Consider the following 21562-nt stretch of genomic DNA (forward strand, 5'->3'; position numbering starts at 1 on the left):
AGAGGAGTTCGGGGTGCTCCTCTCTCAAGCGGCGTCAGTGAGCAAGGTCTGACGCCGGTTGAACACGAACAGGATCAGGGCGAGCACGATCAGGATCAGGCCTGCGATCATCTTGAGTTCCGCAGAGGTCGCAGTTTTCGGCAGGCGGATCGTGTCCGAGGTAACAGGTGCCGGTCGCCTTGCCGCGGGCTGGCCCGCATCGGCGCGGCGCTCGCGCAGCTGTGTCGGCGTTTGCTGCGGCCGTTCGCCGAACACCTTCGCGAAATCCCAGCCCGCCGGCAGGTTGATCGGAAGCTCGCTGAGCTTGAGCGGCGCCCCCTCGGGACGGCTCGGCGTCTTGTCGACGGCGATGAGGCTGGTCAGCCGCGTGACGATCTGGTGGTCGAGCGCCAGTGCAAGGACCGTCTTGTCCGCGTCCTCCGGGGTCATCTCGTGCAGCGTCCGCGCCACCTCCGCATCGCTGATCTTGCGCCTGGCCCAAAGCTTCGACAGGCCCTTGCCTTCAGCGGCACTCTTCAAGGGCAGCGTCACCGACCACGGACGGTCGCCGACACGACCCTTGATCTCCAGCGAGCCGACGAGCTTGTCGAGCTTCGCGGCAAGCACCAGCGGCTCGTCGTGATAGACGTCCGGGATGATTGCCGGCGTGACGTCGGCCTTCGCATCGGAGAACTTCGCGGTGAGGCCTGTTACGGCAGGGTTCTCCAGCTTGGCAAACAGGCCGCGCATACGTTCCTCGACCTGATCGACGGAGCCGATATGAGTGAAGGCCCCGCGGCCGAGCTCGGCGGCGCGCGTCATCAGATAGGTGTTGGGCGCGGAGCCGATGCCGACCATGAAGATGCGGGACCGGCCGCGCATCGCCGTGATGGTCTCGAACAATTGCTGCTCGTTGCCGATCGCGCCGTCGGTCAGGAAGACGATCTGGCGAACCAAGTTGGTGTCGGCGATCTTGTCGGTCAGTGCGGCGCGCATCGCCGGCACCATTTCGGTGCCGCCACGCGCCTGCAATGTGCTGACGAAGGAGGTGGCTTCGCCGACATGCGCGGCGTCGGCCGGCACCGAGGTCGGAAACAGCACGTCCATGGTGTCGTCGAAGCGGATCACGTTGAAGCGATCGTTCGGCTGCAGGCGGCCGAGCGCATAAAGCAGGCTCGCCTTGGCCTGCTCGATCGAGGTGCCGCCCATCGAGCCGGAATTGTCGATCACGAACACCACCTCACGCGGCAGCGGCTTCTGGGCTGCCTGCTCGGCGGCCGGCGGCGTGACAAAGGCCAGCAGGTAGTCGGCATCGCCGACATGCTCGCGGAACAGCCCGACTGACGGCGCTTTTTCAGCTTCTGGCTTCCAGGTGAGCTCGAAGTCGCGGTCGGCGGGCACGGTGCCGCCAGCAAGCGTCACGACACGCGTTGCATTGTCGGGGCTTTCGATCTTGACGTTGTGGTGGTGGCTCTTCACCTCGCCGAGCGCGAAGCCGGCTTTCAGGTGCACCGTGATGCTGGTCGGATTGATCTTCGCGCTCTTCGCTGGATCAAGCACCGGCGACGCGATGCGGTCACGGTCGGGCACCGGGTCGAAATGGGTCGCGCCCCAACCGGAGCCGTCGTTGCGAAAATCGACGCTCTGCACGATCGGCGCCGGATTGTAGCGCGGTCCGACCACGAGCGGGACGCGCAGCGAATATTCGTTGCCGGATTGATGCACCGGCTCCTGATATTCGATCTGCACCAGCACGGTTTCGCCGGGGCCGATATTGGCGACCGAGTTGGTGAAGATGTTGGGCCTCTCCTGCTCGGTGAGCGCAGCCTTCTGTCCGGTGCGGCGCGCCTCTTCATAGATCACGCGGGCCTGCCGGCGTTCCCTGATATCGCCGACAATGACGCGGTCACCGACCACCATCTTCAGCGTGTCGACGGCGCCGTCGCTGGCCAGCGGATAGACATAGGTTGCCTCGGCCCAATCCTTGGTCGGGTTGCGGAAGATTTGGGTGACGCGCGTGCGCAGCGTCGGGCCTGAGACCGTGATGTCGATGTCGGTCCCGAGCCGGATGGCCTCGGTCGTGGCGCCGTCCTCTTTCAGCAGGAGGGTGCCGGACTTGGCATCGCCGGGCTGGAGCAGGCTGGCCTGCGCTGATGTCGCCGACCAGGAGGTCTCGAAGCTCACCAACAGGGCCACGAAACTGACCAGGAGCACGGCAATGCTTTGCGCCAGGAGGAATAGCCCCACCTTGATCAGCCTGCCGAGCCAAGGGTGTTCGTCAGGGTGTTCGTCGCGATCGACCGTGTCGTAATTGTCCATTTGGCCTGCTCCCGAAGCATGTTTGACGCCGCTGAGCATCGGTCGGGAGGGCCTGATCTTGCGAGCAGAACGATCGGCAATGTTCCGCAGCGGCCGGCCGGTCCGGGCGGTCGGCTTGGCGGCCATGTCCGGTTTTGTGCTGACTTGTCCGCCCTGCTAGACTGTCGGCCGTGGAGCAGGGTTAATAATGCAGACGCAAGACAAGCTCTCTGACGGGCAGCTTTCGGACGAGCAAAGCCGCGAGGTCGCGGAGACGATCCGCGAGGAAATCGCCAGGCGCCGGATCTCGCGGCAGGCGTTGGCCGAGCAGGCCAAGCTCAGCCTGTCGACGCTGGAGAAGGCGCTCGGTGGCCGGCGCCCGTTCACGCTGGCGACCACGGTCCGGCTCGAGCAGGCCTTGGGCGTGTCCTTGCGCAAGAGCACCGCCACGCCGGCGCCCCCCGCGGGTAACGACGTCGCGCCCGACGGTCTCGGCTCCTATTCGCATCGCGCAGTGACCTGGCTCGAGGGCGTCTACATCACCCTGCGGCCGTCCTTTGGCGACAAGGATGCGATTTTCGCCTATCGCACCGAAATCGTCTGGGAGCCGAAAGTCTCCTCACTGGTCTTCCGCGAGGGCGAGCGGACCGATGCCGCCTATGAACACACCGGCGAAGTTGCCGTGCCGCATCAATCCGGCTTCATCTATCTCGTCATCAACAAGCACGGACAGCATCGCGTCATCACGGTCTCGCGGCCAACCGTGACGGGTGCGATGTACGGCATCATTTCGACGCTGCGTGCCGGCACCGGCTCCCAGCTGATGCCGGTCGCGGCGCCAATTGCCTATGTTCCTGTTGACAACGTCAAGGAGCCGGCGCTCGGACGGATCATGCCCGATCATCCCAACCATGCGCTGTATCTGAGCCACCTGCGCCGCACGGTGGAGGAGCCATTTGCACTCTTCCTGTCGGTCTAGTCTGTCCCGCGAACGAAATGGTCCGGTATCTGGCGCGGATCCGTCTATAAGGCGATCATGCTGGACGTCACTGTAACATCCGACGGCGCAGGCCCTCTGTTCTCGATCATCATCCCGCTCGAGTTTCACCGCGGGCAATGGGAGCAGTCCTGGCTTGGCTGGACGTCGCAGACGGCGGACAAGTCTCTCTACGAGATCATTCTCGTCGTGCCACCGGATTTCACCGCCCACGCGGAGCTGAAAGAACTCGCCGCAGGCAAGGCCCGCCTCGAGTTCGCAGATCCCGTGCACGATATCGGCCTCTGCGCGGCCGGCGCGGCCAGGGCTCGCGGCCGCTATTTGTTCTTCACGGAATCGCATTGCTGGCCCGAGCCCGACGTAATCGCGCTCTGCATCCGCGCGATCGATGATCATCCCGACTGGGCCGGGTTCTCCTGCCGCTCGGTCCCGATCTGCCACAACCGCCTGTCCGAGGCGGAGGCTGCGATGTACCAGGCCGATATCGAATTCGGCATGACGCAGCATCCCTGGCGGAAGGTGCTCGACCAGTGCTTCGTGACGCGGCGCGACGTCTACCTGGAATGCGGCGGCTTGCGTGAAGAGCTCGGTCATTTCGCGGAATGGATGCTCGCCGCAGCATACCATGCGCGAGGCTACGCCGTCGGCTATCTCGAGGAAGCGCGCTTCCATCACTACTACATCGGTCGGATCAGCGAGTTGAAGACGTTCACGCTCGATTTCATCCAGGGCGAGAGTCGATTTCTCAGCGAGGATCGACGCGATCCCGGTAGCGAACTGATCGAAATTCCCTTTGAATGGATAGATCGGGATAATTTCGATCGTCGGCTCGCGTTCAACGCATTGAATGCGCTGGCGCGCTACAGCCTTCCCCGTCTGCGTTGGAGGTGGCCCGGCGAGGAACTGCGTGCCCTGCGGCGCTGGAGCGGGCCGGCGCTGTTCGGTGATCTCCCTGCGCGCATTGCGGCTTTCTTTGCCGTCGCGCATGCGCGCCTGGTGCTATCAACGCTGGCTTTGGTCGGGTCGCGCGATGCCATCGCGCGATGGATGAAGCGCTACATCGCGGCGCTGATCCGGCTTGAGCGACTGGCATCCATTCGCCGCCTTGGCGCGCGGCCCCGGCCTGCACGGAAATTGCTCGGCGGGCAGGTGCTTGCGCAGATCGGATTTCACGAGCTGGAATCCGCGGCGGGGCACACATTTCGCTGGAGCGAGCCGCAAGCGGCGGTTCGCATCAGCGGCGCACCGGGACGCAACACGGTCTGCATCCACACGGCTGCGCTGGGTATGCTGCTCGCCGCAACCGGTACGCAGTTCTATCTCGACGGCAAGCGGATCGATTCTGCCAGAATCGACGTCGGTTGTGACCGCTACACGCTGAGCCTCGATCTGCCGCCATCGGGCATTGGCATCTTGGCCTGGGCCTGCGCCGTATTCAGAGGCGTCGGTGACGTGCGTCGTCTCGGTCTGTCGGTGGTGGCCATCGAGGTCAATCTGGACGCGGGCGATCGCGTTCAAAAAGATAGCGGCCCTTCGGCCGCTATCTCGCACGCGACACTGGCTTCCGACCGAAACTAGCCGCCGACCTCCGCGCTGATGATGTCGCCGAACAGCTCCCACTGGCCGCTCTTGAACCGCCACATCTTCAACTGCTCGATCGGAGCGAAATCGCTGGCCGACGTGTTGATCCTGATCCCGGGAATCAGCGTATCCGGGACAAAGTCCTTCAGGTTCGCAGCCTGCTTCATCACGTTCTCGCGGGTGAGATTATCACCGACCTGCTTCAGCACCTGCACCATCGTCTGGGCCGCGGCGTAGCCGTAAACCAAATTGGTGTCCGAGATGTTGGCGCCGGGCATGTATTTGTCGATGAAGGCCAGGAACTTCTTCATGCCCTCATTGCCCTTCCACTGCGGATCGGATGCATCCATCAGATAACCGGCCGAGAGCACGCCTTCGGACGCCTCAAAGCCGGCCGGCTTCATCACCGCGCCGATCGAGACCGACACGTCGGTCATCAGGTGCATCGGCTTCCAGCCGAGCTCGGCGATCTTCTTGATCGCCTGCGCCGCAAATTTCGGGGTCGAGATATTCACGAAGACGTCGGCGCCGGTGTCCTTGAGCTTGACGATGTGGGCGTCGATCGAGGGCTCCGAGGTCTCGTAGCTCTCCTCGGCCACGATCAGCTTCGAGGCCTTGTCGCCGAATACGTCCTTGATGCCCGCGAGGTAGTCTTTGCCGAAATCGTCATTGGCATAGAAGATCGCGACCTTCGCGTCCGGCTTCTCCTTCAGGATGTACTTGGCGAAGATCCGTGCTTCGACCCGGTAGCTGGGCTGAAAGCCCATCGTCCACGGGAAGTTTTTCGGGTCGTTCCACTTGCTGGCGCCGGTCGCGAGGAAGAGCTGCGGCACCTTCTTGGAGTTTTGATATTTCTGCACCGCGGTCTGGGTCGGCGTGCCCAGCGCGTTGAACACCAGGAAGACCTCATCACTCTCGATCAGCTTGCGGATCTGCTCCACCGTCTTCGGCGGCGAGTAGCCGTCATCGTAGGAGATGAAGTTGATCTTGCGGCCGTTGATGCCGCCCTGGTCGTTGATCATCTTGAAATAGGCTTCCTCGGTCTTGCCGATGATGCCGTAGGCCGACGCTGGGCCGGAATAAGCCTCGACATTGCCGATCTTGATCTCGGTGTCGGTGACGCCGGTGTCGTAGGCCTTCTGGGCGAAAGCGCTCTGGGTCGAGAGCAGCGTCAATGCCGTTGCTGCGGCAAGCAGCGAGAGTTTCTTGTTCATGAAAATTCCTTGGGGTTTCTTTGGCGATTCTTCTGGGTTGGAGCAGGCACGTCGAAAAGCCAAGGCGCCCGCGAAGGGCGCCTTGATCAGGCGTTGGCGACTTTCTTGTCGACCTCGGAAGCCACCGAGAATTCCTTGCGCAGGGTAGGCTTGTGGATCTTGCCAGTGGCGTTGCGCGGCAGGGCATCGATGAAACGGATCTTGCGCGGGCATTTGAAGCGCGCGAGATTGGCCGCGCAATGCGCGAAGACATCGGCCTCGGTCAGCCGCTGGCCTGGCTTCACCGCAACAATCGCGAGGCCCACCTCGCCCCACTGCGGATCGGGAATGCCGATCACGGCGGCCTCGGCAATCGCCGTAATCTGATGCAGAACGTTCTCCACCTCGGCCGGATAGACGTTCTCACCGCCGGAGATGTACATGTCCTTCCAGCGGTCGACGATGTAATAGAACCCATCCTCATCGACGCGGGTCGCGTCGCCAGTGTGCAGCCAGCCGTCCGTGAAGGACGATTTGTTCGCCTCCGGCCTGTTCCAGTAGCCGGGTGTGATGTTCGGTCCCTTGACCCAGAGTTCGCCGAGCTCGCCGACATCGGCATCGCTGCCGTCGGGGCGCACGATGCGCACCTGCGTGTGCAGCACCGGTTTGCCGGCGGAGCCGGCCTTGCGTGCCGCATCTTCGCGATCGAGCACCAGCACGGCCGGCGAGGTCTCGGTCATGCCGTAACCCTGCTGGAGCGCGACGCCGCGCGCCTCCCACACCTTCAGCAGCGGCACCGGCATCGGAGCACCACCGACGCCGCAGACGATCAACCGGGAGAGATCGGATGTCGCGAAGGCCGGGTGTTGCGCCATGAACTGATAGATCGCCGGCACACCGAAGAACGCGTTGATGCCCAGCGCGGGATCGTTGATCAGGCCAAGCGCCGCGCAGGGATCGAAGGCGCGCATGATCATCACGGTGCCGCCGGCATGCAGCACGGGGTTGGTGTAGCAATTCAGCCCGCCGGTGTGGAACAGCGGCAGCACGGTGAGCTGCACCGAGGCCGGTCCGATACAAGCCGGCCCGCCAAGATTGACGCAATTCCAGAAGGTCATGCCATGGGTGATGGTCGCGCCTTTGGGATGACCCGTCGTGCCCGACGTGTACATGATGGTCGAGACATCATCGAGCGTGACCTCTTCAGCACGCTCCAGCGGCTTGGCGGTCGGGATGCCGGCTTCATAGGCGCCACAGGGGCCGAGTAGAAGGCTGGTCGCGACGTTGCAAAGCTTGGCGACGGTGAGCGCCGTCTCGGCCAAATCAGCATCGTGTATCATCACCTTGGGCGCGCAGTCGCCGGTGATGAACTGAAGCTCGGGAACGGTGAGGCGGGTGTTCAGCGGCACGAAGACGGCCCCTAGCCGTCCGCAGGCAAACTGCACCTCCAGCGTATCGGTCGTGTTCAGCGCCAGCACAGCGACGCGGTCGCCACGCGAGACGTTCAGCGCGTGACGCAAGAACGAAGCAAGGCGTGAGATGCGGGCGTCGAACTCCGAATAGGTGAAGCGGCGCTCGCTCGCAAGATCGATGGCCGCGACCTTGCCGGGCGCGCGGCGGGCATGATGAGCGATCCAGTCGTAGTAACGAACGGCCAACACTCCCTCCCTTGTCCTCCTTGGCGAACTTGTGCCGCCCGAGCTTTATTGCTGTGCACCATGCCCGGCGTGGCCCTGGGAGGCCCGCCGGAGTTTGTGCGCAGCAGTCTTTTTTTGATTTGGAGTTGGCCCGCGAGGGGTGAAAATCGTCTTGCGTTGAGTTGCTAGATCAATGCCGCGCCAAGCTGCTTCCGCGAAGCCAGCCACTCGGCGCAAGTGAGCCGCCGATGTTCCAGCCATGGTGGACCGGCAGGAGTCGCCGAAAGCGAAAGCGCAATGAAGAGCCCGTTCTACACCGCCGAGCACGACGCCTTCCGCGACGTCATGCGCCGCTTCGTCGACAAGGAGATCGCCCCGTTCGCCCACGAGTGGGATGAAGCCGGGGAATTCCCCCGCATGCTCTATCGCAAGGCAGCCGAGATCGGGCTGCTGGGGCTCGGATTCCCGGAAGAATATGGCGGGATCGCCGCCGACCAGTTCATGAAGATCGTCGCGAGCCAGGAACTGGCGCGCGCCGGCGCCGGCGGCGTCAGCGCCAGCCTGATGAGCCACACCATCGGCTCGCCGCCGATCGCGCGTGCGGCGCGCCCCGAGATCAAGGCGCGCGTGCTGCCGCAGGTGCTCTCGGGCGAGAAGATCTCCGCGCTCGCGATCACCGAGCCGGGCGGCGGTTCAGACGTGGCAAACCTCCGCACCAGGGCCAAGCGTGACGGCAATCACTACGTCGTGAGTGGCGAGAAGACCTTCATCACGTCGGGGATGCGCGCCGACTATCTGACCGTTGCGGTGCGTACCGGCGGCGAGGGCGCCGGTGGCGTCAGCCTGCTGCTGATCGAGGGCGACACGCCCGGCCTGTCGCGCACCAAGCTGAAGAAGATGGGCTGGTGGGCCTCCGATACCGCCACGCTGCATTTCGACGACTGCCGCGTACCGGCCGAGAACCTGATCGGCGAGGAGGGGCAGGGCTTCAAGATCATCATGCAAAACTTCAACAGCGAGCGGATGGGCATGGCCGCAGGCTGCACCGCCTTTGCCCGCGTCTGCCTCGACGAGGCGGTCGCCTACGCGAAGGAGCGCAAGACCTTTGGCAAGCCGCTCGCCCAGCATCAGGTCATCAGGCACAAGATCGTCGATATGGCGCAGAAGGTCGCAGCGTCCCAGGCGATGCTGGAAATGCTGGCCTGGCGGCTCGAGCAGGGCGAGAGCCCGGTGGCGGAAATCTGCATGATGAAGAACCAGGCGACGCAGACCATGGCGTTCTGCGCCTCGGAAGCCGTGCAGATCTTTGGCGGCGCCGGTTTCATGCGCGGCATCAAGGCCGAGCGCATCTACCGCGAGGTCAAGGTCAACGCCATCGGCGGCGGCACCGAGGAGATCATGAAGGATCTGGCGTCGCGGCAGATGGGCTTGTGATGACCGTCCTCCCGGGGCGCGCCTAGCGCGAACCCGGGACCTAGAGAGATGAGTCCTAATACATCGAGATTCCTGGTTCGCGCTGCGCGCGCCCCGGAATGACGAGGGGAAAGAATGCTGTTCACCGCCGACCACGACGACATCCGCCGTTCCCTGCAGAAATTCATCGCCAACGAGATCAACCCTCACGTCAATGAGTGGGAGAAGGCCGACATCTTCCCCGCGCATGAGCTGTTCAAGAAGATGGGCAGCCTCGGTTTCCTCGGTCTGAACAAGCCGGTCGAGTTCGGTGGCTCCGGCCTTGATTATTCCTACGCGCTGATGATGGCGGAGGAGTTGGGTGCCATCACCTGCGGCGGTGTGCCGATGGCGATCGGGGTGCAGACCGACATGGCGACGCCGGCGCTGGCGCGGTTCGGCTCGGACGAGGTCCGGCGTGAGTTTCTGGCGCCTTCGATCTCAGGCGATTATGTCGCCTGCATCGGTGTCTCCGAGCCCGGCGCCGGCTCGGACGTCGCCTCGATCAAGACCAGTGCACGCTCTGACGGCGACGACTACCTGATCACCGGCGGCAAGATGTGGATCACCAACGGCACGCAGGCCGACTGGATCTGCCTGCTCGCCAACACCGGCGACGGCCCGGTTCACCGCAACAAGTCACTGATCTGCGTGCCCATGAAGAGCAAGGGCGTCACCGTCGCCCGCAAGCTCGACAAGATGGGCATGCGCTCCTCGGATACCGCGCAAATCTTCTTCGACAATGTCCGCGTGCCCAAGCGCAACCGGATCGGCGAGGAGGGCAAGGGCTTTACCTATCAGATGATCCAGTTCCAGGAGGAGCGGCTCTGGGGCGCGGCGGCCTGCCTGAAGGCGCATGAATACATCATCGATCAGACCATCGACTACACGCGCAACCGCAAAGCCTTCGGCCAAAGCATCCTCGACAATCAGGTCGTGCACTTCAAGCTCGCGGAGATGCAGACCGAGGTCGAGCTGTTGCGTGCGCTGATCTATCGCGCGGCGGAGCAGCTCGTTGCCGGCGAGGACGTCACAAGGCTTGCGACCATGGCCAAGCTGAAGGCCGGCCGTCTCGGCCGCGAACTCACCGACGCCTGCTTGCAATATTGGGGCGGAATGGGCTTTACCAACGAGACGCCGGTCAGCCGCGCCTATCGCGACAGTCGCCTGACCTCGATCGGCGGCGGCGCCGACGAGGTCATGCTGATGGTGCTGTGCAAGATGATGGGGACGCTGCCCGGCAGCAAAGGGAACGCCTGATGATCACGCTCTATCACTGCGACGCCGCGCGCTCGTTCCGTCCGCTCTGGATGCTGGAGGAGATGGGGCTGCCCTATGAGCTGAAGATGCTGCCGTTCCCGCCGCGCGTCTTCGCCAAGGAATATCTCGCGCTCAATCCGCTCGGCACGATTCCCTTCATGGTCGACGGCGAGACCAAGATGACGGAATCATCCGGTATCTGCCACTATCTCGGGGTCGTCTACGGCCCGACGCCGTTGATGGTCGGACCGGAGGATCCGGCTTATGGCGCCTTCCTGAACTGGATGTATTTCAGTGACGCCACGTTAACCTTCCCGCAAACCCTGGTGCTCCGCTACACCCAGCTCGAGCCGGAAGAGCGCCGCAATCCGCAGGTTGCCACCGACTACGCCAAGTGGTTTTTGGGACGGCTGCGCGCGGTTGAGGCCGCGACCGCCAATACCGAAACCTTGTGCGCGGGGCGCTTCACCGCTGCCGACATCGTCATCGGTTACGCGCTTCGTCTTGCCGACAATATCGGCCTTGCCAAGGATTTCGGCCCAAATGTCGCAGCCTATTGGGCGCGCTTGCAGCAGCGCGACGGTTTCAGGCGAGCGGTTGCCGCGGAGCAGAAGGCCGGCACGGAGCAGAATGTTGCGCCGCGCGTAAGGGCGTAAACATTCCGCAGGATGGGACTGGGGTCTCATCGCGGTTCCGGGACGACTGATCGTCGTCCTGAAACGGTAATCTTTTGCGCGCGATGACAGCGCTACCTCGTCGTGACAGCGCCCAAATTTCCGCTAAGGTGACCTCCGTCCGCAGCGGCCAGAGAGCCGCGCGAGGAGGGTACCCCATGGAAGATAAGGGTCGCGAATCCGACCATTTGATGCTGATCACGCCGGAGCGGGTCTTCTACGCCGGCTTGCTCGGTCGGCCCCGTAAGCGGACCCCAGGTTGCTGTCACGTCTATGTCGCGGTGAAGGGCAGCCTGCATATGACCATCGACGACGTTCTCGCTACTGGCGAGCTGTTCGTCACACTGCCGAACCAGCGGCACTCCATTGCCGGCGACTACCGCACCGCAATCAGCGTGACGCTCGAGCCTGAGAGCATGCCTGATGGCGTGCTGGAAGATCTGGCTCGGCGGCTGATGGGGCCTGACCGGGCCGCTTATGCCCGAAAGATCCTCGCCGCCTACGCGCTGCTGCGCCAGCGCCGCTATGGCGACATCACCACCGCCGAATTCGACGAGATGTGTTTTGGCGAAGCGCTGCCACGGCGCGTGCTCGATCCCAGGGTGATGCGAGCGGTCGCCCGCATCGGACGCTTCTCCGGCGAGCCGGTGACGGCGGATACGTGCGCTGCGGAAGCAGGTCTCTCCGCCTCGCGCTTCCTGCACCTGTTCAAGGAAGAGACCGGCATCTCGTTCCGCTCCTTCCGCGCCTGGAAGCGTGCCCGGCATCTGCTGCACTTCGCCAACCAGGATCTCAACCTCGCCCATCTCGCGCAGGACATCGGCTATCCCGATTCCACGCATTTCAGCCATTCGATCCGCCGCTTCTACGGCCTGAAGCCGCGCGCGATCTTCGTCGGCTCGCGGGACCTTGCGATCTATCGCAGCACCGAGACGGTGCGGGAGCTCGCGGAGGCGGGTTGACGAAGGTCTCGTAGGGTGGGCAAAGGCGCTTTTGCGCCGTGCCCACCAACTCTCGGCAATTGGTAAAGATGGTGGGCACGCTTCGCTTTGCCCACCCTACGAATTCGTCGTTTTTCCCAGCTTCTCCGCGCAAGAAGCCGCATGCCCTGCATCACATGATCGCAAGCGTTGAATTCAACGTTGCGAGACATCACTGGCATGAGCGACAAGGCCGTCATCACCTGCGCCCTGAACGGCGTGCTCACCGACCCCAAGCAGCACAACGTGCCCGTGACGCCCGAGCAGATGGCGCGGGAGGCCAAGGCTGCGTTCGATGCGGGCGCGTCCATCATGCACATCCATCTGCGCCAGCAGGCGCCGAACAAGGGCCATCTGCCGTCCTGGGAGGTCGCCGTCAGCAAGGACATCCAGCAGGCGATCCGCGAAGCCTGCCCCGGCGTCATCATAAACCACACCTCGGGCGTGTCAGGCCCGAACTACTCCGGCGCTCTTGATTGCATCCGCGAGACCCGACCGGAGATCGCCGCCTGCAACGCCGGTTCGCTGAATTATCTGAAAGTGAAGGCCGACAACAGTTGGGCCTGGCCGCCGATGATGTTCGACAACGCGGTCGAGAAAGTGAAGGACTATCTCGACGTCATGAACGCGGTCGGCACCATTCCCGAGTTCGAATGCTTCGACGTCGGCATCGTCCGCTGCGTCGGCATGTATCACCAGGTCGGCATGTACAAGGGTCCGCTCGAATATAATTTCGTGATGGGCGTCGCGTCGGGCATGCCTGCTGACCCCGAGCTGCTGCCGATCCTGCTCAAGCTGAAACGCCCCGAAGCGCATTGGCAGGTCACCGCGATCGGCCGCGAGGAGATCTGGCCGCTGCACCAGCGCTGCGCCGAGCTCGGCGGTCACTTGCGCACCGGCCTAGAGGACGCCTTCTATCTCGCCGACGGCAAGAAGGTGACCTCGAACGGCCAGCTGATCGAAGCCATCGCCGCCTGCGCCCGCCGCGCCGGGCGCGAGATCGCGAGCCCCGCCGAGGCGCGGAAGATCTTTGGGACGAACCGCTAATCGTCGTTCCGGGGTGCGCGCAGCGCGAACCCGGAACCTCGAGATTCCGGGTTCGATGCTGCGCATCGCCCCGGAATGACGGAGTAAAACTGTGTCCATTCTCGAAAACACCATCTCCCCCGCCAGCGCCGCCTACCAGGCCAACCGCGACGGCATGCTCGCGCTGATCGACCGCATGCGCTCGCTGGAAGAGCGCACGCGGGCCGCATCGGCCGCGGCGAAAGATCGCTTCCACAAGCGGGGCCAGCTGCTGCCGCGTGAGCGCGTCGCGCTGGTGCTCGATCCCGGCGCGCCCTTCATCGAGCTGTCGACGCTGGCCGGCTACATGTTCGACGTGCCGGATGCCGGCAAGAGCGTGCCGGGCGGCGGCGTCATCGCCGGCATCGGCTTTGTCTCGGGCATCCGCTGCATGGTCAGCGCCAGCGATTCCGGCATCGATGCCGGCGCGCTCCAGCCCTACGGTCTCGACAAGACCCTGCGGGCGCAGGAGCTCGCGCTGGAGAACAAGCTGCCTTATGTGCAGCTGGTCGAAAGCGCCGGGGCCAATTTGCTGCGCTACCGCGTCGAGGATTTTGTTCGCGGTGGCAACATCTTTCGCAATCTCGCGCGCCTCTCGGCAGCGGGCCTCCCGGTGGTCACCGTCACGCACGGCTCGTCCACCGCCGGCGGCGCCTATCAGACCGGCCTCTCCGACTACATCGTCATGGTCCGCGGGCGCACCCGCGCGTTCCTTGCGGGGCCACCGCTGCTGAAGGCCGCAACCGGCGAGATTGCGACCGAGGAAGAGCTCGGCGGCGCCGAGATGCACACGCAGGTATCTGGCCTTGGCGATTATCTCGCCGAGGACGATCGCGACGCCCTGCGCATCGCCCGCGAAATCATGGCGGCGCTGCAATGGGAGCGGCCGGGTCGGGCCTCGCCGCAATTCGAGCCGCCGCGCTACGATCAGGACGAATTGCTCGGCATCATGCCGATGGATCACAAGCGCCCGGTCGACATGAAGCAGGTGATCGCCCGCATCATCGACGATTCCGATTTCACCGAGATGGCGCCGAACTACGGCCCGGCCACCGTCTGCGGTCATGCCCGCATCGAGGGCCAGGCGATCGGCATCATCACCAACAATGGTCCTCTTGACCCCGCCGGTGCCAACAAGGCGACACACTTCATTCAGGCCTGCTGCCAGACCCGCACGCCGATCCTCTATCTCAACAACACCACCGGCTACATAGTCGGCAAGGCCTATGAAGAGGCCGGCATGATCAAGCACGGTTCCAAGATGATCCAGGCGGTGACCTCGGCCACCGTGCCGCAGATCACCATCTATTGCGGCGCCTCGTTCGGCGCCGGCAATTACGGCATGTGCGGCCGCGGCTTCCATCCGCGCTTTTGCTTCTCCTGGCCCAACGCCAAGACCGCGGTGATGGGCGGCGAGCAGGCCGCTGAGACCATGGCGATCGTGACCGAGGCTGCCGCCGCGCGCCGTGGCAAGCCGGTCGAGAAGGCCAAGCTCGAGGCCATGAAGGCGCAGATCATCGACGTCTTTGATGGCCAGATGGACGTGTTCTCGACTAGCGCCCGCGTGCTCGACGACGGTGTGATCGATCCGCGCGACACCCGCGCGGTGCTCTCGGAGGTGCTCGCGATCTGCCGCGAAGGAGATGCGCGCACGCCTCAGCGCATGCAGTTTTCGGTGGCCCGCCCATGAGAAACGGATCAGTGCAGCACCGGTCGTTCTCCAGGGTCTTGATCGCCAATCGCGGCGAGATCGCGCTCCGCGTCATGCGTAGCGCGCGAAAGCTCGGCCTCGGTGTCGTCGCGGTCTATTCGGATGCGGACCGCGATGCGTTGCATGTGCGGCAGGCCGATCAGGCCGTGCGCATCGGAGAAGCCTTGCCGGCGCAATCCTATCTCAACATTCCCGCCATCATCGCAGCCGCCAAGGCGAGTGGCGCAGATGCCGTCCACCCCGGTTACGGCTTCCTCGCGGAGAACGAGGAGTTTGCGCAGGCCTGCAAGGATGCGGGCCTCGTCTTCATCGGCCCGTCGCCGCAGGCGATCGAGGCGATGGGCAACAAGGCCGGCGCCAAGGAGATCATGAAAAAGGCCGGCGTGCCCGTCGTATCAGGCTATCAGGGCGCGGATCAGGGCGACGAGGTCATGCTGGCGGAGGCCAGGAAGATCGGCTTCCCTGTGATGATCAAGGCGGTGGCCGGCGGCGGTGGCCGCGGCATGCGGCTCGTCAATGATGCCGCATCTTTCCCCGATGCCTTGCGTAGCGCACGGTCGGAAGCGAAGGCCGCGTTCGGCGATCCCACGGTCATCCTCGAACGCGCCATTCAAAATCCCCGGCATATCGAGATCCAGGTGTTCGGCGACATCAATGGCAATGCGATCCATCTCGGCGAACGCGATTGCTCGGTGCAGCGTCGGCACCAAAAGCTGATCGAGGAGGCACCGTCACCGGCGGTGACGCCGGAGCTGCGGGCAAAAATGGGCGAGGTCGCCGTCGCGGCCGTGAAGGCGCTGCGCTATGAGGGCGCCGGCACGCTGGAATTTCTGCTCGATGCGAGCGGTGAGTTCTACTTCATGGAGATGAACACGCGTCTCCAGGTCGAGCACCCCGTGACGGAGGCGATCACGGGACTCGATCTCGTCGAGCTGCAATTGCGCATAGCGCGCGGCGAGGCGTTGCCGATCGAGCAGCAGGACATCAAGTTTTCCGGTCACGCCATCGAGGTGCGGCTCTGCTCCGAAGACGCTGCGCAGGATTTCATGCCGCAGTCCGGCCGGATGGCGCGCTGGCAGGTCCCTGATGGCATCCGTGTCGAGCACGCGCTGCAATCCGGCTCGGAGATCCCGCCATTCTACGATTCCATGATCGCCAAGGTGATCAGCCACGGTGCCACGCGCGAGGAGGCGAGGGGGCGGCTCATCGCCGGGCTGGAGCAGCTCACGGCGCTCGGCGTGACGACCAACCAGGCGTTCCTGATGTCGTGCCTGCGCCATCAGGGTTTTGCCAGGGGCGAGGCGACGACGGCTTTCATCGGCATGCATCGCGACGCGCTGCTGGCGCCGCGCCCGGACGCTGCCTTCGGCACGTCGCTGGCGGGCCTCGTGCTCTACGTCACCAATCCGTGCGCGCCAACATGGCGGAGCGGCCGGAGCCTGTCGGCGACGTTCCCCTTGCCGGCGAAAATCGAGATCGGCGGGCGCGCGCATGAGCTCGAAATCACCCGCGAACGCGACGGCAGCTACATTGTCGCTACCGACGGCCGCCAGGACAAGTTCGAGATCGAGCAGCTCGATGACGACGCGATCCGCTTCCGTCAGGACGGGGTGATGGACAGCGCAAAAGTCCAGCGTGACGGCGACCGATTGTACATCCAGCATCGCGGCATCCCGCTCGCGATCACCGATCTCACGCTCGCAGCGCCGAAGGCTGCCGCAAGCAATGGCGGCGACGGCAAGGTCCGAGCCGCCATGAACGGCCGGGTTGTCGCGGTGCTGGTCAAGCCGGGCGACCGCGTCATCGCCGGTCAGCCGGTGCTGACGCTGGAAGCGATGAAGATGGAGCACGTCCACAAGGCCGGCATCGACGGCGTCGTCGCCGCGATCGACGTCGCTGAGGGCGAGCAGGTTACCACCGGCAGGATCGTCGCCGAGATCGAGGCGCAGTCGCCGCAGCTAAACAAGAAATGTGAATAATTACAAAGTGTTCCATGCCGACGCGCATCTACGCGCGAGGGGTATTGAACATTGTTCATTTTACTGCTAGTGATGTTGAACGAAGTTCAATCTGCCTGGAGGCCCGCATGTCGCGTCCAAATGACCCTGCCCAAGTGACCGTCGCCATACTGCCCGCGGTGTTCTCTCGATTTTCGTTCGCGCCGCTGCAAGCGCGCGAAAAATACCTGCTCGCGGCACTCGCTGTCCTGGCGTTGATCGCGTTCTTTGCCCCCGCGCTGCCGGCGGCCGGCTGGCACATCCCGCACTTCGTCGACACCCGCGCCTGGCTCGACGTCCCCAACGCTGGCGACGTGCTCAGCAACCTCGCCTTCCTCGCGATGGGTGTCTGGGGCTTGGAGCAGCTGCGCGCCAGCAGCGATGCGCCCGTCGGTTCCAGCTGGTTCTTCGTGGGCCTGATCCTCACCTGCCTCGGCTCCGGCTTCTATCACCTCGACCCCGACATGCCGCAACGGCTCATCGCCGACCGCCTCGGCATGGCGGTGGCTTTCGCAGGCTTCCTCGGTATCGCCACCAGCGAGCGCATCAGCATGCGCGCGGGCGAGGCGGTGCTGGTGCTGACGATGGTCGCGGGTCTGCTCGCGGCCTGGGTGGCCCGCGACAATCTCACGCCATGGGCGGTGGTGCAATACGGCGGCATGGCGCTCGCCGTGGCATTGGCGCTGGCGAAGCCGCGAGCCGGCGCGCTCGGTGTGCCGCTCGGTGGCGTGATTGTCTTCTACGTGCTGGCCAAGCTCTTCGAGCTGGGCGATGCGACCATATTCGAAGCGACCGGGCACGTGGTCTCGGGTCACACGCTCAAGCATTTGGCCGCAGCGCTGGCAGCCTGGCCGGTGATCAACGCGCTCCGATCTACTGGCTCCGTCCCGTCCCGTCATTGAGCAAGCACGCGACCTGATGCCCGTCGCCGATCAGCGCCGGGCGCTCGGTCTTGCACCGCTCCATCGCAAACCGGCAGCGCGTGTGAAAGGCGCAGCCGGACGGCGGATCGACGGGGCTCGGCACATCGCCGTCCACCAGCGGCACGAGCTTTTTCGCCAGCGGATTGGCGATCGGCACCGAGGCGAGTAGCGCCTGCGTGTAGGGATGGCGAGGATTGCTGAACAACTCGTCCTTGTCGGCGATCTCGACGATTCGGCCGAGATACATCACCGCAACGCGGTGGCTGATATGGGCGACGACAGCGAGGTCGTGCGCGATGAAGAGATAGGAGAAGCCGTGCTGCTTCTGCAGATCGATCAAGAGATTGATCACCTGCGCCTGGATCGAGACGTCGAGTGCCGATACCGGCTCGTCGCAGACGATCAGGCGCGGCTCCAGCGCCAGCGCCCGCGCGATGCAGATGCGTTGGCGCTGGCCGCCGGAGAATTGATGCGGGAAGTTGCGCATCTGGTCGGGACGCAAGCCCACCTGCTCGAACAGCTTTGCGACGCGCGCTTCCAGCGCCCTGCCGGTCGCGAGCCCGTGGACCGCGATCGGCTCGCCGACGATGTCGCCCGCGGTCATGCGTGGGTTGAGCGAGGCGAACGGATCCTGGAACACGATCTGCATCGAACGGCGATGCGGCCGCAGCGCCGTCTTGGACAGGTGTGTGATGTCCTCGCCATCGAGACGGATCTGGCCCGAGGTCGGTTCGATCAGCCGCAGCACGCTGCGCGCCACCGTCGATTTGCCGCAACCGGATTCGCCGACGAGGCCGAGCGTCTCGCCGGTCCCAACCGAGAACGAGACCCCGTCGACTGAATGCACGGTGCCGACCTGCCGGCGCAGCACGCCCGCGCGCACCGGATAATGTTTCTTGAGGTCGGTGACCTCGAGCAGAACCTCGCTCATGCCACCTCCGCCACTTCAGCCGCGCGCCAGCAGGCGGCAAGGTGGCCGCCGCCCCAATCGGCCAGAGGCGGATATTCGGCTTCGCAGCGTTTCACGGCAAGCTTGCATCGTGGGGCGAAAGCGCAGCCTGCGGGCAGCCGCACCAGGGAGGGGACCGTGCCGGGAATTTCGTTCAGCCGCTCCTGCGCGGCGACGCCGGGTGTGGGCACTGCGGGAATTGAGGCCATCAGTCCGCGCGTATAGGGATGCTTGGGCGCGGCGAACAGCGCCTCGACGCTGGCTTCCTCGACCTTGCGCCCCGCATACATCACGATCACTCGCTGCGCGGTCTGCGCAACGACGCCGAGATCGTGCGTGATCAGCACGAGTCCGGTGCCGAGCTCTTTCTGGAGATCGAGGATCAGCGCCAGGATTTGCGCCTGGATGGTGACGTCGAGCGCGGTGGTCGGCTCGTCCGCGATCAGCAGGACCGGCCGGCATGCCAGCGCCATCGCGATCATCGCGCGCTGGCGCATGCCACCGGAGAGCTGATGCGGATATTCGCGCGCGCGCCGCGCCGGCTCGGGGATGCGGACCAGGCGCAGCATCTCGACCGCGATGTTGTGCGCCTCCTTGGCCGACACGTGCCTGTGCAGCCGCACGGCCTCGACGATCTGATCGCCGATCCGGATCACCGGGTTGAGCGAGGTCATCGGCTCCTGGAAGATCATGGAGATGCGGTTTCCCCGGATCTTGCGCATCTCCGCCTCGTCCAGTGCCAGCAGATCGGTGCCCTCGAGCGAGACGGAGCCACCGACGATACGCCCGGGCGGGTCGGGCACGAGCCGCATCAGCGATAGCGCCGTGACGCTCTTGCCGCAGCCGGATTCACCGACGATGGCCAGTGTCTCGCCCCGCTTCACGGTAAAGGAGACATCATCCACGGCTTTGAACAGGCCGGAATTGGTGAAGAACACCGTCCTCAGGTTCTTCACGTCGAGCACAAGATCGGAGGTGTCAGCCATCAGCCGCGCTGCCGGGGATCGAGGATGTCGCGCAGGGCGTCGCCGAACAGATTGGCGCCGAACACGGCGAGGCTGATGGCGATGCCCGGAAAGATCACCAGCCACGGCGCGGTGCGGACATATTCGGCGGCGGACTCGGAGAGCATGCGACCCCAGGACGGGTAGGGCTCGGGGATGCCGAGACCCAGGAAGGAAAGCGAGGCCTCGGTGAGGATGGTCGAGCCCAGCTGCGCGGTCGCCAGCACGATCAGCGGCGCCAGCGTGTTCGGCAGCACGTGGCGCAGCGCGATCCGCACCTCGCTCATGCCGATCGATTTCGCAGCCTCGACGAACGGCTGCTCGCGCAGCGCCAGCGTATTGGCGCGGGTGACGCGCGCCACCGTCGGGATCAGCGGAATGGCGATGGCGAGGATCACATTCGGCAGTGAGGGCCCGAGCGCGGCCGTCATGACCAGCGCGAGCACCAGCAGCGGCAACGCCTGGAGCACGTCGGAGACACGCTGGAAGACGAGATCGACCCAGCCCGCGAGGTAGCCGGACGTCAGTCCCACGATCACGCCAATCGAGCCGCCGAGTGCGGTCGAACCAAGACCGACCGCGAGCGAGATCCGCGCGCCATGGATGATGCGGCTGAACACGTCGCGGCCGAACGAATCCGTTCCCATCCAGTGCGCCAAGCTCGGGCGCGCCAGCGCATGCGCGGCGTCGACCGACAGGGGATCATAGCGCGCGATGAAGTCGGCGAAGATCGCTGTCAGCACGAACACTGTCATGATGGTCAGTCCGGCCGCGCCCAGCACGTGCCGCTGCGCCAGAAACAGCACGCGCCGCCATCCGCCGGTGGCATGCGCACCGGCCCGCCTCAGCTCAACGTCGAAGTCGATCGCAGCCAAGCTGATCTCCTAATCCGTGTACCTGATCCGCGGGTCGAACACGGCATACAGCATGTCGACGATGAAATTCGCGCTCACCACCACGACGGCGATCAACATCACGAGGTTCTGCACGATCGGATAATCGCGCCAGCGGATCGCCTCGACCAGGAAGCGGGCAACGCCTGGGATGTTGAACACCGTCTCGGTGACGATGAGGCCGCCGATCAGGAACGCCGCCTCGATGCCGATCACGGTGATGACGGGCAGGATCGCGTTCTTCAGCGCATGGTGATAGTTCACCGCGGCATCCGAGGCGCCCTTGGCGCGCGCGGTGCGGATATAATCCTGCCGCAGCACCTCCAGCATCGAGGATCGCGTGATGCGCATGGTCAGCGCTGAGCTGCGGAAGCCGACCACCATCGCCGGAATGCAATAGGTTGCGAATGCCTCGCCAAGACTCTGCGGATTGGGATTGAAGATCGGCATCTGCCCAAACATGGCGACGGACGCGGTCAGCACCAGCAGGCCGAGCCAGAACGAGGGCAGCGACAATCCGCTCAGGCTCACCACGCGCAAGGCATAGTCGATCCGCGAGCCCTGTTTGACCGCGCTGATGACGCCGAGCGGAATGCCGATCGAAGCCGAGAACAGCAGCGCCAGGCCGGCGAGCCGCGCGGTGATCGGGATTCGCGGCAGGATTTCCTGCAGCGCCGGCTTCTCGGAGACGTAGGAGTAGCCGAGATCGCCGTGCAGCAAGCCGCCGATCCAGTGCAGATATTGCACCACCAGCGGCTGGTCGATGCCGAGCTGCTTTTCCAGATCGACCTTGTCGGCAGGATCGACATAGCCGGCCGCGGCGAACAGGATGTCGACGATGTTGCCCGGGACGATGCGCAGCAGGAAGAAGATGACGATCGAGATCCCGAACAGGGTCACGAGCATCAGGAACAGGCGCCGCACCAGATAGGCAAACATTCGCGCCCTCCGCGAGCCGCTAGTCTTCAG

Annotated in this window: 17 protein-coding genes; 10 read left to right on the forward strand and 7 right to left on the reverse strand. The window is 64.5% G+C overall.

The genetic code is table 11. The features are described 5' to 3' along the window. Window positions 1-24 precede the first annotated feature (24 nt). A complete protein-coding gene (locus tag Q0687_RS11135; RefSeq protein WP_298876024.1) occupies window positions 25-2298 on the reverse strand; it encodes a marine proteobacterial sortase target protein in 2274 nt (757 codons plus the stop codon). A gap of 187 nt (window positions 2299-2485) precedes the next feature. On the opposite strand from Q0687_RS11135, the gene Q0687_RS11140 reads away from it, so the two are divergent. Continuing rightward, on the forward strand, window positions 2486-3256 hold the full coding sequence (locus Q0687_RS11140) for a helix-turn-helix transcriptional regulator (RefSeq protein ID WP_298876028.1): 771 nt from the start codon (window positions 2486-2488) through the stop codon (window positions 3254-3256). 57 nt (window positions 3257-3313) lie between these two features. Next, on the forward strand, window positions 3314-4852 hold the full coding sequence (locus tag Q0687_RS11145; RefSeq protein WP_298876031.1) for a hypothetical protein: 1539 nt from the start codon (window positions 3314-3316) through the stop codon (window positions 4850-4852). Here Q0687_RS11145 and Q0687_RS11150 read toward each other — a convergent pair. Continuing rightward, complete coding sequence (locus tag Q0687_RS11150; protein ID WP_298876034.1) at window positions 4849-6069, reverse strand: ABC transporter substrate-binding protein; 1221 nt, start codon at window positions 6067-6069, stop codon at window positions 4849-4851. The genes Q0687_RS11145 and Q0687_RS11150 overlap by 4 nt on opposite strands. Window positions 6070-6155: 86 nt before the next feature. After that, entirely contained in the window at window positions 6156-7706 is a 1551-nt protein-coding gene (locus tag Q0687_RS11155) for a long-chain fatty acid--CoA ligase (protein WP_298876036.1), read from the reverse strand. A gap of 276 nt (window positions 7707-7982) precedes the next feature. Between Q0687_RS11155 and Q0687_RS11160 the strand changes: the two genes are divergently transcribed. From Q0687_RS11160 to Q0687_RS11195, 8 genes are all read left to right on the forward strand, one after another. Further along, on the forward strand, window positions 7983-9119 hold the full coding sequence (locus Q0687_RS11160) for an acyl-CoA dehydrogenase family protein (RefSeq protein ID WP_298876039.1): 1137 nt from the start codon (window positions 7983-7985) through the stop codon (window positions 9117-9119). A 114-nt stretch (window positions 9120-9233) separates the two neighbouring features. Continuing rightward, on the forward strand, window positions 9234-10397 hold the full coding sequence (locus Q0687_RS11165; RefSeq protein WP_298876042.1) for an acyl-CoA dehydrogenase family protein: 1164 nt from the start codon (window positions 9234-9236) through the stop codon (window positions 10395-10397). Next, entirely contained in the window at window positions 10397-11053 is a 657-nt protein-coding gene (locus Q0687_RS11170) for a glutathione S-transferase family protein (RefSeq protein ID WP_298876044.1), read from the forward strand. The genes Q0687_RS11165 and Q0687_RS11170 overlap by 1 nt, the downstream gene beginning before the upstream one ends. Before the next feature lie 176 nt (window positions 11054-11229). After that, on the forward strand, window positions 11230-12033 hold the full coding sequence (locus Q0687_RS11175) for an AraC family transcriptional regulator (RefSeq protein WP_298876046.1): 804 nt from the start codon (window positions 11230-11232) through the stop codon (window positions 12031-12033). A 198-nt stretch (window positions 12034-12231) separates the two neighbouring features. Continuing rightward, window positions 12232-13098, forward strand: a complete 867-nt coding sequence (locus Q0687_RS11180; protein ID WP_298876049.1) for a 3-keto-5-aminohexanoate cleavage protein — start codon at window positions 12232-12234, stop codon at window positions 13096-13098. 91 nt (window positions 13099-13189) lie between these two features. Continuing rightward, on the forward strand, window positions 13190-14806 hold the full coding sequence (locus Q0687_RS11185; protein WP_298876052.1) for an acyl-CoA carboxylase subunit beta: 1617 nt from the start codon (window positions 13190-13192) through the stop codon (window positions 14804-14806). Continuing rightward, window positions 14803-16806 (forward strand): acetyl-CoA carboxylase biotin carboxylase subunit, encoded by a 2004-nt coding sequence (locus tag Q0687_RS11190; RefSeq protein ID WP_298876055.1) that lies wholly within the window; start codon window positions 14803-14805, stop codon window positions 16804-16806. Before Q0687_RS11185 ends, Q0687_RS11190 begins: the two co-directional genes overlap by 4 nt. A 107-nt stretch (window positions 16807-16913) precedes the next feature. After that, window positions 16914-17726, forward strand: a complete 813-nt coding sequence (locus tag Q0687_RS11195; protein ID WP_298876058.1) for a hypothetical protein — start codon at window positions 16914-16916, stop codon at window positions 17724-17726. Here the strand turns inward: Q0687_RS11195 and Q0687_RS11200 are convergent. The 4 genes from Q0687_RS11200 to Q0687_RS11215 are packed head-to-tail and all read right to left on the reverse strand — an operon-like array spanning window position 17698 to window position 21532. Next, a complete protein-coding gene (locus Q0687_RS11200; RefSeq protein WP_298876061.1) occupies window positions 17698-18678 on the reverse strand; it encodes a dipeptide ABC transporter ATP-binding protein in 981 nt (326 codons plus the stop codon). The genes Q0687_RS11195 and Q0687_RS11200 overlap by 29 nt on opposite strands. After that, entirely contained in the window at window positions 18675-19682 is a 1008-nt protein-coding gene (locus Q0687_RS11205) for an ABC transporter ATP-binding protein (protein WP_298876063.1), read from the reverse strand. The genes Q0687_RS11200 and Q0687_RS11205 overlap by 4 nt, the downstream gene beginning before the upstream one ends. Further along, a complete protein-coding gene (locus Q0687_RS11210; RefSeq protein ID WP_298876066.1) occupies window positions 19682-20575 on the reverse strand; it encodes an ABC transporter permease in 894 nt (297 codons plus the stop codon). Before Q0687_RS11210 ends, Q0687_RS11205 begins: the two co-directional genes overlap by 1 nt. A 9-nt stretch (window positions 20576-20584) precedes the next feature. Beyond that, complete coding sequence (locus tag Q0687_RS11215; protein WP_298876069.1) at window positions 20585-21532, reverse strand: ABC transporter permease; 948 nt, start codon at window positions 21530-21532, stop codon at window positions 20585-20587. Window positions 21533-21562 lie beyond the last annotated feature (30 nt).

Origin of the sequence: uncultured Bradyrhizobium sp. (genome assembly GCF_936928535.1) — a bacterium.
Lineage (GTDB): Bacteria > Pseudomonadota > Alphaproteobacteria > Rhizobiales > Xanthobacteraceae > Bradyrhizobium.